Source organism: Paenibacillus andongensis (assembly GCF_025369935.1).
In the GTDB taxonomy this organism is placed as follows: Bacteria; Bacillota; Bacilli; order Paenibacillales; family NBRC-103111; genus Paenibacillus_E; species Paenibacillus_E andongensis.
In genome coordinates this window covers 2833844-2847741 of record NZ_CP104467.1, presented here as the reverse complement: position 1 = coordinate 2847741, position 13898 = coordinate 2833844, and the positions used below count along the sequence as shown (strand labels likewise).

The 13898-nt window shown below is 44.2% G+C and carries 11 protein-coding genes; 1 reads left to right on the top strand and 10 read right to left on the bottom strand.

What is annotated here, in order from left to right; genetic code table 11:
• Window positions 1-36: 36 nt before the first annotated feature.
• From NYR53_RS12440 to NYR53_RS12425, 4 genes are all read right to left on the bottom strand, one after another.
• Window positions 37-933: a carbohydrate ABC transporter permease gene (locus NYR53_RS12440; protein ID WP_261305459.1), complete on the bottom strand. Its 897-nt coding sequence runs from the start codon at window positions 931-933 to the stop codon at window positions 37-39.
• A gap of 19 nt (window positions 934-952) precedes the next feature.
• A complete protein-coding gene (locus NYR53_RS12435; RefSeq protein ID WP_261306346.1) occupies window positions 953-1906 on the bottom strand; it encodes an ABC transporter permease in 954 nt (317 codons plus the stop codon).
• 226 nt (window positions 1907-2132) lie between these two features.
• Complete coding sequence (locus NYR53_RS12430; protein WP_261305458.1) at window positions 2133-4439, bottom strand: helix-turn-helix domain-containing protein; 2307 nt, start codon at window positions 4437-4439, stop codon at window positions 2133-2135.
• Between the two features lie 205 nt (window positions 4440-4644).
• On the bottom strand, window positions 4645-6951 hold the full coding sequence (locus NYR53_RS12425; protein WP_261305457.1) for a glycoside hydrolase family 95 protein: 2307 nt from the start codon (window positions 6949-6951) through the stop codon (window positions 4645-4647).
• Window positions 6952-7253: 302 nt separating this feature from the next.
• Here NYR53_RS12425 and NYR53_RS12420 point away from each other — a divergent pair, with 302 nt between their 5' ends.
• On the top strand, window positions 7254-7469 hold the full coding sequence (locus tag NYR53_RS12420) for a hypothetical protein (RefSeq protein ID WP_261305456.1): 216 nt from the start codon (window positions 7254-7256) through the stop codon (window positions 7467-7469).
• A 267-nt stretch (window positions 7470-7736) separates the two neighbouring features.
• Here NYR53_RS12420 and NYR53_RS12415 read toward each other — a convergent pair whose 3' ends face one another.
• The 6 genes from NYR53_RS12415 to NYR53_RS12390 all read right to left on the bottom strand — a co-directional run bounded on the left by NYR53_RS12415 (window position 7737) and on the right by NYR53_RS12390 (window position 13721).
• Complete coding sequence (locus NYR53_RS12415; protein WP_261305455.1) at window positions 7737-8639, bottom strand: polysaccharide deacetylase family protein; 903 nt, start codon at window positions 8637-8639, stop codon at window positions 7737-7739.
• A gap of 155 nt (window positions 8640-8794) precedes the next feature.
• Window positions 8795-10123 carry a DRTGG domain-containing protein gene (locus tag NYR53_RS12410; RefSeq protein WP_261305454.1) on the bottom strand — a complete coding sequence of 443 codons (1329 nt, stop codon included), beginning with the start codon at window positions 10121-10123 and terminating at the stop codon, window positions 8795-8797.
• Window positions 10124-10227: 104 nt separating this feature from the next.
• Window positions 10228-11808: a malate synthase A gene (gene aceB / locus NYR53_RS12405; protein ID WP_261306345.1), complete on the bottom strand. Its 1581-nt coding sequence runs from the start codon at window positions 11806-11808 to the stop codon at window positions 10228-10230.
• Window positions 11809-11857: 49 nt separating this feature from the next.
• Window positions 11858-13135 carry an isocitrate lyase gene (gene aceA / locus NYR53_RS12400; protein WP_261305453.1) on the bottom strand — a complete coding sequence of 426 codons (1278 nt, stop codon included), beginning with the start codon at window positions 13133-13135 and terminating at the stop codon, window positions 11858-11860.
• 33 nt (window positions 13136-13168) lie between these two features.
• Entirely contained in the window at window positions 13169-13336 is a 168-nt protein-coding gene (locus tag NYR53_RS12395; protein ID WP_154669581.1) for a hypothetical protein, read from the bottom strand.
• A gap of 187 nt (window positions 13337-13523) precedes the next feature.
• Window positions 13524-13721, bottom strand: coding sequence for a hypothetical protein (locus NYR53_RS12390; protein ID WP_261305452.1), 198 nt, complete (start codon window positions 13719-13721; stop codon window positions 13524-13526).
• Window positions 13722-13898: the final 177 nt, after the last annotated feature.

The following is a 13898-nucleotide window of genomic DNA, read 5'->3' as shown; positions in this document are numbered from 1 at the left end:
TCAATTCTTCAATAAGACACGGTATCCCTCTTTCAGTTACCCTTTTACAGAACCTACCAACATCCCCTGAACAAAATAGCGCTGCACAAACGGATAGATGATGAGTACTGGAAGCGTTGCCACGACAATCAGTGAATATTTCAAAAGCTCTGCCAACTGCTGTCTTTCTACCTGTTTTAAAGCATCTGTGGCATTTGAGCTATTGTTAAGAATGATAATGCTGCGCAAGATGAGCTGGAGTGGAAATAGATTAGCGGTTTTGAGATAAATAAGAGCATCGAAGTAAGAATTCCATTGACCCACAGCGTACATCAAGAACAGAACAGCTATGATTGGTTTCGATAACGGAACCACGACACTCCACATAAACCTGATATCGCTGCATCCGTCTATTTCACTCGAATCAATTAATTCATCTGGAATCGAGGATTGGAAGAACGTTCTTGCAATGATCACTTGCCATACCCATATCGCGTTTGGAATCAATAAGGCCCATCTGGTATCGATTAACCCCATCTGCTTCACAACCAAGTAAGTAGGAATCAATCCTCCGCTAAATAACAACGTGAATGTAATGAGCATCATCAGCATATTTCTTCCGAATAACGTTTTACGTGATAAGGGATAAGCAATCATGATCGTAAGCGCTACACTAATGATCGTTCCGGAAGCCGTATAAAATAGAGAGTTGGCGTAGCCTGTCACGATTTTCGGATTCTCTATGATACTTGCATATCCCTTAAGTGAAAAATCTACTGGCCACAGCCACACACGGCCTGAAGTTACCGCCGACGGACTGCTGAACGAGCTGCTAAAAATATAAATAAGCGGATATAAGACGACAACTAATAGGAGGCTCAGTATCACGTAGATGCTAATCAAAAATAGTTTATCGCCAACCGAATCTCTAATCGTCGTTTTCATCGTATTCATCGTTTGGTTCCTCCATTATTTACCAGATACTCGTATTCGATAATCGCTTTGCCACCATATTTACACCAACCAGCAGAATTAAATTGATAACGGAATTAAACAATCCCACCGCCGTTGCAAAGCTATAGTTCGCGTTCAATAAACCTATTTGATACACGTAAGTGGCAATCACTTCGGAACTTATCTTGTTCAGCGGATTTTGCAGCAGATAAATCTTTTCGAAGCCTAGCGACATGACACTTCCTACATTTAATATGAAAACGATCGTGATCGTTGGCATGATGCCAGGCAAGTCAATATGACGGATTTTCTGAAACCGTGAAGCGCCATCAACCTTGGCTGCCTCATAGAGCGAAGGATCGACTCCCGCTAACGCAGCCAAGAAGATAACGGCCGAATAGCCTGCCGTCTGCCAAATATCCGACCACACATAGATCGAACGAAACATGCCGGGTTCCCCGAGAAAATTGATAGATCCCATTCCGAAATGATTCATCGCGACATTCACAAAGCCTAACCGTGGTGCTAGAAAAAGCATGATAATAGATACCATAACGACGGTGGATATAAAATAAGGTGCAAACGATACTAATTGAACAAACCGCTTAAATTTGCCGTTGCGTATTTCATTAAGCGCTAAGGCTAACAAAATCGGAATTGGAAATCCGACGATTAGCAAGTATCCGCTAATGAGGAGTGTATTTTTAATTAACGTCCAGAAAATCGGATTATCAAAAAACAACTTAAAATGTTTGAATCCCACCCATGGGCTTCCCCATATCCCTTTCGTGACGTTGTAATCCTTAAAAGCTAGGACGGCATTCAACATTGGATAGTATTTAAAAATAAGGAAAAACAAGGCTGGCGGAATGACGATAAGATATAATTGCCAGTGTTTTCTAAAACTCTTTGCCGCTGCTGTGAGGAGGCCTCCGCGCTCTTTTGGTACCACTCTGCTGCGTTCGATTACCATTCCTTTTTCCAAAATGCTCCCTCCTAAATTCCTCACGCCGTTATGTTAGCGCTTTCTATATGGCTGATTATAGGGGGCTTTTGTGGCTGCAGTATAGGTACAATTGCGTCGTTTTACGAACAAATAACCCGAATTCAGCGGACATTTTTCCTATACGAACGGCCATTTTTCCCTCAACAGCCTTGTAAGACAGAAAAAATCCTAACCGCCTAAGCGATTAGGATTTTCATTCTCCTGGGGACTGTCTGAACGAGCTGGGGGATACGCCCATCACTCGCTTAAACGCCCTTCGGAAGGAATGTGAACTGTTATAACCAACATGCGAAGCGATTTCATCCACGTTATATTGGTTTCTTTTTAAAAGAGTCGCTGCGTGGTCCATTCTCACTTTTTCTAGATGATCGGATAAATTCGTCCCCGTTACCTCTTTAAATAATTGGGAGATGTATTTTTCTGGACGCTCTACAATCTCAGCTATCCGGTACAGATTTAAATCGGGATCTGAATACTTTTCAGCGATATAATCATTAATTTGCTTCACGGTTTTAATGTGTGCATCGTTCTTTTTACTCATGATGAGACCGCACATGGCTGAGATAATCTCATTAATTTCACGCGAAATGAGTTCCATGGCTTCAGTGGCTTGGATGCTAATGATCCGATTTTTGATTTTCTCGAACATCGGGGATTCCATGAGAGCCTTCTGGTCGAGTAGTTTAAGCAGCGTTCCTTTCACTTCACCGATGAACTGATGCTTCATCTCCACAGAAAGTTCTCGATTTTCCGTATTTTGCTCGATCATCGACTTAACAATCCGCTCGGCTTCATCCACATCGCCGGCCCTAATCGTACTAATTAATCGCAGCTCCACATCGATTGGATAATAATACGTGTTACTCTCTACTCGTGTATCACTGTACCAAACTATTCCTTTTCTATTCATATATACAGCGTATTCTAAGGCCTGTCTGGCTTGCTCATAGGAACGGCTGATCTCCATGACAGAGGAAAAAGGATCGCTTAGTGCGGCTGTGATGGTAATTCGATAATCGGTAAAGGCCAGATCAGCTAGATTCGCCACGAGCTGCTCGATATCTTCCTTGCCAACTTCTTCACCTTCATCTTTTTCTCCCGATGTAAATAGAGTGACTATGCGATCTGAACCCAAATCCGTCATATGAACATGCAGGCGGCTGCCTGAATCCATTAAAATCTGTTTCAGGATGAGTCTGGCCGCATTCAGTTCGTTGAGAATTTCAACGCTTTCCATACCGGAGTATCCATTGATTTGCAGAATACCCGTATATCCGGCATTCATATTAAGCCCTGTATCAGCCTGCGCGGCAGCAGAAATCAATTCTTCCCTCGATTGAAATTCTCCCGCAATTAACCTTTTATAAAAGGCATCGCGGATTAATGGCAGCTGCCGATTAAGCTCAGACTCCAGGCGCTTATTGTTGGTAATGATACTCGATATATTCCCCTGCAAGAAATCATATTCATTGCGTTCAGTCGTTGCTTCCTTGCCAAACTGCTCTTTCATCACACTAAGCAGCCTATTGATCGGGGCCGTATTTCGATATGACAGCATAAATCCAACAAAGAGTCCGATCAATATAGCAACACCGGTCACTGACCAAGTGATGTACTTGATTTTATTCGCATTCTCCATGAGGACATATCTTGGAATGCCTGTGCTGTATACCCATCCCGTTGATTTGGATTGTATCCGTATCACAAGATCATCGTCATAGAATTGACTGACTTTCCCTTTATCGAAGCGGCTATCAGCGGATAAGTGATCCATTTCCAGTTGACTAATCCCCTGCAAACTAATGGTATGTCCTTCCGAATCGCTAATATGCGTCCAACCGCCGTTCGGATCTCTTAACCCAGACAAAACACTGTTGATCGTTTGTTCATCAATAATGGTGACAACCGTGGCCGGTGGAGAATCACCGAAGCTGTCTAATGGGAGCGATTGCATAAAGGTAACGACTGAGGTTTGCACGCCGTTATTGACAAACGGACTCAGCGGCATAATTTCGCTTCTATGCGTTTTCTCTAGTACCGTTTTTTTCCATTCATCCAAGGAAAGATTGCTGTAATGGGAAGTCTGATAATAATGCTCAGGGCGAAAATAAGCATTGCCTGGTGTCACAACAACGTTAAAATTCGTCAAATAAATATAGAATTGCTTCAAAAAATCATTCGTTTGGCTGTAGGCCTTAATATCTCTCGTTATTTTCCAGACCCCATACACATTTGCTTTATCATCGACCAATTTTTCGTTCAAAAGGACACTCAAGTCTTGGTTTAAAGCTAATTGTCTCGTAAAACTTTCAACTTCGGCCATTCTGCGTTCCAGAATCTCTTGGCTCTTTTGAAGCTGCGTCACATTATTCTCAATGGAAATCGATTGCGTGACTGTGATCGAAGTACGGTATGACATATAGCCTGCGATGCTGGGGATGATCAAAATAACGATATAAGAGATCAGAAACCTTCGAAATAATCTGGAATACTTGGGCACTGGCAATTCTCCCTTCCATTTTGGAGGTTTCGGAATACGTTCTTTAACAAATTAGCATGATTCTTCAACAAAAAAAACCCCTAGTCGGGTCTTTTCTGATTTTCTTAAATGACTTTTATATGATAGCGCTTTCCACAAGTCTGATTATATAGATTTAGGGCAATATCGCATAGGTACAATTGGGTCGTTGAGCATACAATTTTCCTTATTGCTTCTGAGTCACTTTCAACTGCTTGTCGATTGTATAGACAGAATTAGGCGTTAGCACGAGCGGAACGCTTTGTTCACGGAAGCGCAGAAATGTTTGACCCGCTGAGAATGCTTGAATAGTGGCCTCCATCAACTCACCGTTCTCCCAGACAATATCCACTTCTATATTTCCTTTGGCCCGCAGTCCTGAAACTTTACCTGTATGCCATTTCCTCGGCAGGGCGGGAAGCAAATTGATTTCTCCCGCATGACTTTGCAGCAGCATTTCCGCAATCGCCGCCGTCCCTCCGAAATTTCCATCTACGACAAATATGTGTTTCTCCGCTCCAGCAATCCCCGGTTTGGAAAACGTTAATAAGTTATCGAAGCTCAATTGACCGATTAAATGGGTTAAATGCTTATACGCATGTTCGCCGTCCTCTAGTCGGGCGAAGCTCGCTGCAAACGAGGCAACCGTGAACTCAACATCTTCCAACGCCTCGCGAGACATGCGATTTTCTAGTGTGGTTCTTGCAGCGGCGCTTAGTTCCGGTGTTCCTCTTAGGGTGATTTGGTTACCAGGATGTAAGCTGACTAGATGAGATAGGTGACGATGATCCGGCTGTGCTTCTTTATAATCTTCCAGCCATTCCTGTAATTGTCCCCGTTTGCCAATGCGAAGGGGTGGCAGCTTATCAATGGCTTGCTTCAACTTTGTTTGCAAATCGAAATCCACTTGCAGCGTATCGGCAGCCTCTAGGCAAAAGACGAATAAGTCACGAACCAATACTTGATCGAGTGTCGATCCCATCGACAATTGATGAACGTTGTCTTCGATATAGAAGCTATTTTCCGGTGAGTTAGAAGGCCCGGTTACAAGCCACCCATATTGTGGATGCATCGTCATGTAGTCCAGGAAAAAGGCGGCGGCTTCTTTCAACACAGGATAAGCTTGCTGCGCTAAGAACTCCTGATCTAAGCTAAATTCATAATGTTCTCGCAGTTGGCTTGCAATCCATAAACCCCCTGTAACATTCAGTCCCCACGAAGTTTCCCAACCCGGAGCCGTAAACCCCCATGCATTGGAGAAGACGTGAGCCACCCAACCTTCGCATCCATAAAAGTCTTGCGCTGTCGTTCGGCCAGCTTGCGCTAACATCTCCAAATAATTCATTAAAGGGATATGACATTCTGCCAAATTGCTAGCTTCCGTTGGAAAGTAATTCATTTGTGTGTTGATGTCCAGATGATAATCGCAGCTCCATTGCATACGATTGGCTTCGCCATCATTCCAAATGCCCTGTAAATTTAGAGGCAAAGGAGAATCCGCACGTGAACCGGAAATCATCAAATAGCGGCCATATTGATAAAATAAGGCAAATAATTCCGGATCATCATCTTGTCCATTCTGGAAAAGACGAATTCTTTCGTCCGTTGGCAGTTGGGACGCGACTGATTGACCTAAGTCAAGATTCACTCGACCATACAAACGATGATAATCGGATATGTGATGTTCTTTCAGCTTTGTGTAGCCATGCACGATGGCTTCTGCCAGCTGGCGCTCAGACTCTTGCAGCCAAGCTTCATCATTTTTCCCAAAATCGGTATTAGCAGTAAAGTAAATGCATGCTTCATCTGCGTTTTTTACGACGATTTGATTATCCTCTACAACAATGGTTCCGCCCTGTGCCACTACTTTGACCATACCTTGACAGAAAACTCCACACTTACCGTCACTATGCATCGTTTCCGTTGCTTGCCCTTTAAAAGTAATCGCAGCGTCCTCGGCAAACCGTTTCGTAAAATTGTCAGTCAAACCTTCTATTTCTAATACGAATGAAATGCCCCCTTTTTGCTCACTCCAAAAGCGCGAAGCCACAATATCATCCGCGTGCGAAGCAAATATTTCCCGGGTAAAGTTGTTGCCGTTTACGCTGTAAGAAGTATGAAAGATAGCGTTTTCAAGGTTTAGTACACGCTGGAGATCTTCCCCCTGATGATCCACACTCAGGATAAGATTACATATCTGCAAATTCGTGCCGAAATTTTGCTTTTTAGGCTGCAATGCACGCTGAGCTAGCTCTTCCCCGCGTTTGTAATCGCCTGTGAAGAAATGCTGCCGCATTTGATCAAGATCATCTTTGCCCTTTGAATGGCTTTCGATCTTCTCCGTTTTTCCAGACCAATACGTGACCTCCGTCATACTCCAGGTTTCCTTCTCGATCCCGCCATAGATGACGGAACCTAGTCTCCCGTTGCCTATTGGCAGCCCTTGCGACCAGTTCAGTGCAGCGCTAGTATACCGCAGCTTCAAATCATTCATCAGGATTAGCCTCCTCAAATTCATCGCATATTATATATCATGTATGATTTTCAATATTATCATTTGCGAATAATCGTGTAAAGACACGATATCTCCTCATGAAAAAGCAGTCCATGATTTAGAAAAATTGGACTGCTCTCCGTACATTTGAATTGAAGAATGGATTGGATTACAACTGATTTCCCCCATATGATTCTACCTCCTTCTCATATTTATGAATACGACACGGATAACGAATGATTTAGTCAAATTGTGGCAATATTAACTTTGCCTAAAAAAACAATAGATCGGAGATGTCTGTCATGTCTGACCAACAATCCAAACAACAAAGTGCAGAAATTGAAGCCCATAATGCGGTAGCTGATGCCCTAAGCGAACTGAATCAAGCACAATCGATTAGTACTCATCGAAGAAGGGCTGTTCAGGAAGCACACGAACAGCTTGACCAAGCACATGCCCAATTAGCAGAAGCACGAACAGAACAATCTGGTAGTGCTGATGAAGATAGCCTCACGTAAATAAGGAGTATCCTCATCTACATTCACATGAAGGGGGCTGTTTCAAAAGGACAATGACCTTTTGGGATAAGCCCCTTTTGTTTCCGAACACAACGTGTGGGGATCAAATGTCTTTTGACCTTTTGGGACATTCGAAACTGTATTCAGCACGTAATTCATATTTCCATTGGAATTTTCCAATGGAATCTCTTCTCAAACCTCGAAATTCGTACTTTTATTGGAAAAAATCCAATAGAATTAGCTTAAAGGCTGCCAAGGTCTCTCCCCTCACTTTTTACGATCATAGTTCTGCAGCTTCTTCAGAAAGTTATCCGCGGTAACATAGGGCATTCCAACATTCAACCGATTTATTTCCCTACTGTCCCCCGAATTAATCCCTTCTTTCGTCGTAATAAAATAACGGAAGCCAATTTCTTTCGCATCGTCCATAACGGTCTGATTATACTCCCCAAAAGGGAAACACAGCATGGAAAGCTTATTGTCCAGCTGCGTTTTTAACATGGCTTCGGCCATCCAAAGATCCTCACGGACTCTTGTTCTCCATTCCTCTTCTGTCTCCAACCGCTTTTCCTGTTCCAGGAAAATGCGATTGGTAAGAGTCGGTACCGGGTTTACTCCGTCACCCCTCTTTTTTTGGTGCAGATTAAACGTATGAGAATAGAAACTGAAGCCATCGCGTTTCATCTCTTGCACTTGCTTCCAAGTCAGAAAGGGCAGAGACGGATAATCAGAATCCAAATAACTTACTACTACAAAGTTAGTTGCCGGGAATCCTTGCTTTTTCAGTAAAGGGTAGGCCTTCTCATAAAAAGATCGATAGCCATCATCGAATGTAATCACGACAGCATTCGGAGGAATTGACTTTCGATGCTCTAGAAAACAGCTATAATCTTCGATCGGGATCACGTTATAATGATTTTCTTTTAATACCTGGAGGTGCTGATTGAATTTAGTTGGGGAAATCGTCACAAATGACTCGTTGTCATCCAGATGGTGGTAGGTAAGAAAAATAGCTTGATTGGTATAATGAATAACTTTGGTATCCACTGTCGGCCTAATGATTGCGCTTTCATTAATGCTGGAGCAAACCTGATTGAGGTTTTCATCCGGATTCCCCACATTCCCCCATGGCGCTAAAGCTAACATTAAGTAGAAGATCCATGCATTCATTTGCCGTGACTCCTCCCCCAGTTCAATTAGAAAAACATAATTAACCAGCCCGCACTTCGCCATTTGATAAATAATACATATCATTCTCAGTCCAAACTTATGCTTCCATAAACAAAAAAAAGCCACCTCAACGGGTGGCAATTCTTCCTTTATACTTATAAAATTCGTGCCGTAAACATGGATCTAGCGACTCTAGTACCGTTCGTTCTGATTTCCATATCAATCTTGCAAAATCTGCGGCTCATCTCCACGATCGAAGGTACGATTTCGATGACGTCATCAATTTGCAGCGGGATCAGAAAATAACTGGAAGAACTATCTAGAATAAGATCTCCTTTCTTGTGTTCCTGAACCGTGCGGTAAGCCGCACGAATCATTATCGTAGTCAGTACACCCTCAGAGACCAAACCTTCGAAATTCGTCATTTGCGGTGTAACCGTTCCTTGGAAATACAACTTGCCTTCCTCATCTCGAAGCTCGTCGATCCCCGAATAGATCTGTACCTCGAACGTTTCAGCGTTCTGAGGCTGCCTTTGCATATGCTGCATCGCTTTCATAACGTCCTTACGACTAATGACACCGATCATCTTGCGATCGGTATCGATGACGGGCAGCAGCTCGATGCCTTCCCACACCATGGTATGTCCAGCTGATGCTACCGACGTTTTCAAGTTAATCATAAGCGGATTCGGTGTCATTAGGGTGCCAATAAGCTGATTCGGTTTGGCGCCAATAATATCCTTGGTCGTGATCATGCCAATCGGCACCTGATCCTCATCGATGACAGGATACCGGGTATGCGTCGTTTCCTCAACCAGCTTTTGCAAGTCTTTGACCGTGTTAGTCGCGAGCAGCGAATAAATAGGGCTGTCTTTGCGCACGATGTCATCGACAATCATGATCTTTTTCTTAATGAGGCGATCTTCCATCGCTCGATTAATCATCGTGGCAACCGTGAATGTATCGAATGAGCTTCCGATAATAGGCAGCTGTAGTTCATCTGCAAGCTCCTTGACTTCAGGCGTGGTATCAAAACCACCGGTAATCAATACGCCAGCGCCCTGACTTAGTGCACACATGTGTGCTTGTACACGATTGCCGACAATGAGCAAATTGCCTGCTTCAATATACTTCAGCATGGCCTCCAGCTGCATCGCGCCAATCACGAATTTGTTCAGGGACTTATGTATACCCGAAGAACCACCCAGCACAACGCCTTCCACCACATTCACGATTTCCGCGAACGTTAATTTATCAATGACGGGTTCTTCTTTCTTCTCCATGCGAATCGTGCCGATCCGCCGTTTGGTGCTCACCAGACCAATATTTTCCGCTTCCTTGATAGCCCGATAAGCCGTTCCCTCACTCACATCCAGGTCTTGAGCGATTTGCCGAACGGATAGCTTGGTGCCTACAGCCAAAGATTCAATATATTTCGTAATTTGTTCATGCTTCGTATGAAGCTCCGAATGGCCCGTGCTCATGGTTCACACCTCGCTGAACTGTTCTATAACATTGAAATAATTATAGTATATTCAACTAAAAAAAGACAGAAGCCTCAGAAAGGCCCTGTCTCCAATTACTTCAATCACAAATACCGATACCCTTGTTCGGTTAAAAAAGCTTCAAATTCAGGTGAAACCGTCATCTGGGTAAAAAGCACATTCGCTAGGTCAAACTTCATTTGCTGGAATGCCTCTTCCCCAAGCTTTTCTTTAATCTTTGCCAATTCTTCAACTTGAATCTGTTGAAATAGGTCTGCCGTTACTTTACGTCCATCATCCAAAATCCCTAGTGGATGGTGGATCCACTGCCAAAGCTGCGCACGTGATATCTCCGCTGTGGCCACGTCTTCCATCAAATTGTTGATCGGTACGGCCCCGAAACCACGCAGCCAGGCTTCCAAATATTGAATGCCGACGCTGACGTTCGTCCGAATCCCATTCTCTGTTATCGGCCCGAGCGGCACCTCTAGCAATTGCTCAGCGGTTATTTCGATGCCAGATAGCTGCTTATCAATTTGATTCGCTGAAGGCATATGCTCATCGAAAATCGCTTTAGCCACAGGGACTAATCCAGGATGAGCCACCCATGTGCCATCGTGACCATTTCTCACCTCTCGCAGCTTATCTGCTCTTACTTTCGCCATTGCCTCTTCGTTTGCCGCAGGATCATTCCTCACCGGAATTTGTGCGGCCATGCCTCCAATGCAAGGCGCATTACGCTTATGACAAGTCTGGATGGCGAGCAGCGAATAAGCTTTCATGAATGGCGATTCCATCGTAACGAGAGCGCGATCGGGAACGATGACGTGCGGCTGCTTCTGCAGCTTTTTAATATAACTGAAGATATAATCCCAACGTCCGCAATTCAGCCCAGCGCTATGCTCGCGAAGTTCATACAAAATTTCATCCATTTCAAAGGCAGCGACGATGGTCTCGATGAGTACCGTAGCTTTAATGGTGCCTTGCGGAATGCCCAGCTCCTGCTGCGCAAATAGGAACACTTCATTCCAAAGACGTGCCTCCAAATGGCTCTCTTGCTTAGGCAAGTAAAAATAGGGTCCGCTTCCTTGCTCAATCAGTACCTTTGCATTATGGAAAAAGAATAAGCCAAAATCAAATAACGAACCTGAAACAGAGTGCCCATCAACCTGCATATGCTTCTCTTCCAAGTGCCAACCACGAGGACGAACTTTGAGCACTGCTGTCTGAGCTTGAAGATTGTAGCTTTTCCCTTCCGGACTGGTGAAAGTGATCGTTCGCCGAACCGCATCGTACAAATTCACTTGACCGTCGATCGTATTGTTCCACGTTGGCGAGTTAGCGTCCTCGAAATCTGCCATGTAGACGTAAGCACCTGAGTTGAACGCGTTAATAACCATCTTACGGTCGCCAGCTGGACCTGTTATCTCGACGCGCCGATCTTGCAAATCCGCAGGGATCGGTGCTATGCTCCAATCGCTGCTGCGTATTTTTGCTGTTACCGGTAAAAAGTCCGGCAGCTCGCCTGCATCAATACGACTCTGCCTCAGGTTGCGTTGCTGCAATAGCTCAAGGCGTTTTGCTCCAAATGTGCGTTCAAGCAGCGCTACGAATGCTAGTGCTTCTGGGGTGAGAATCTTCTGCCCCTCCGTAGAAGTCGGTTCGATTTCAATTCCCCTAAGCATGGTTTGATCGATCAATATCCTCATCTCCTTAGACCTTCCAGTCTCGCTTTTAATGGGCAAATTGCTCCTCTTCTGTAGAGCCGGAAAGCGCAGTAGTAGAAGAAGTACCGCTGGTAATAACTTGGGAAACTTCGTCGAAATAGCCTGTTCCAACTTCGCGCTGATGGCGTGTCGCTTCATAACCGCGAGATTCACTAGCGAATTCCGTTTGCTGGAACTGAGAGTATGCAGCCATTCCACGATCTCTATAATCGTGAGCCAGTTCAAACATACTGTGATTCAAAGCATGAAAGCCAGCCAAGGTCACGAACTGGAACTTATAGCCCAGCTTACCTAGTTCTTGTTGAAATTTTGCAATCGTAGGTTCATCTAACTTCTTCTTCCAGTTAAATGAAGGAGAGCAGTTATAGGCGAGCAGTTTGCCTGGAAATTTCTCGTGAATCGCTTCAGCAAAGCGTTTTGCTTCCTCTAGGTTTGGCTCCGAGGTTTCACACCAGACCATATCCGCATAAGGGGCATAGGCCAAACCGCGTGAGATTGCTTGATCCAAGCCTGCATGTACATAGAAGAATCCTTCGGGAGAACGCTCGCCAGTTAGAAACGGTCGATCGTTTTCATCTATGTCGCTCGTCAGGAGACTTGCTGCATTCGCATCTGTTCGGGCGATTAGCACAGTCTCCACGCCCATCACATCGGCTGCCAGCCTTGCTGCGATTAGGTTTTTTACGGATTGCTGCGTTGGCAGCAGCACTTTGCCGCCCAAATGGCCGCATTTCTTTTCGGAGGAGAGTTGATCCTCGAAATGGACAGCAGCGGCTCCTGCCTCAATCATGCCCTTCATCAGCTCGAACACATTAAGCGGTCCTCCGAATCCAGCTTCTGCGTCTGCCACAATGGGGAGAAAGAAGTCAATGCTTCCCTTGCCTTCCGCATGCTGGATCTGATCGGCGCGCTGCAGCGCCTGATTAATTCTTTTCACAACGCTAGGTACGCTGTTAGCTGGATAAAGACTTTGATCGGGATACATATGACCGGATAAGTTCGCATCGGCGGCAACTTGCCAACCGCTCAAATAAATTGCTTTAAGTCCTGCTTTTGCTTGCTGCACAGCTTGATTTCCCGTTAGAGCGCCAAGTGCAGGCACAAAGTCCTCTTCGTTAACCCGCTCCCAGAATTTGCGAGCTCCCTGCTTAGCCAATGTCTGTTCAATCATTACGGAGCCACGAAGGCGAAGTACATCATCTACTGAATAAGGTCGAGACACCCCTTCGAATCGCTTGGAATTCCAGCTTGCTTGTAGTTGTTCACTTTGATTTTGTTTGCTCATGATCCTATGCACTCCTTTTGATGTGGTTTGTTTTTAAAAGGATACGTCTAGAAATCCGCTGCCGCCGCAAATCGGGCAAGTATTTGGCCAGAGCACACGATCCTGACCAAAAGGGATGGACGCCCCCTCTTTGTGAAAGTGCTCATCCGTGCTTCTCATTTCCTCTAAATCTCCATTACCTTGGCATGTTGGACAATCCATGGTTGTTTCCTCCTCGAATGTATTAATACAGAATTATTTTCGTTATATAATATATAACACATTACAAAATAATGTTCAATACTGTTTTATAAAATTAATTAATTTTGTTATTATACTACAACAATAAAAAGCCTACCGAAAACTCGGTAGGCTTTCATTTCATTTTATAAGCTGCGCAGTCCGCCAATTATCCCACTTCCACATCATGATCAAAGGCATAATACAGTGTCAAAGACAGTGGAGACAATGGATATAGAGAAGTTTCACCGCATTCATCGTGTTCCTTATGAACTTCTCGTTTTGCTGCAGCCCGCTGAAAATCATAAGCGCGAAGGTTTGTGAATTTCCTTCTTTCAAACTCCATCGACGATGCCAAACTACTCATATCCATCTCTCCCTTCAACATATGAACCATTGTACCAATACAGAATGAGTTTATATATTATATTGTATAACTAAATAAAACATTTATGCAATAACAATTTTGAAATATATTTAATGTTATATAACAAAAAGAAACAGAGTGGATGAATCCACTCTGCAATGTCCTGTACCCAGATAT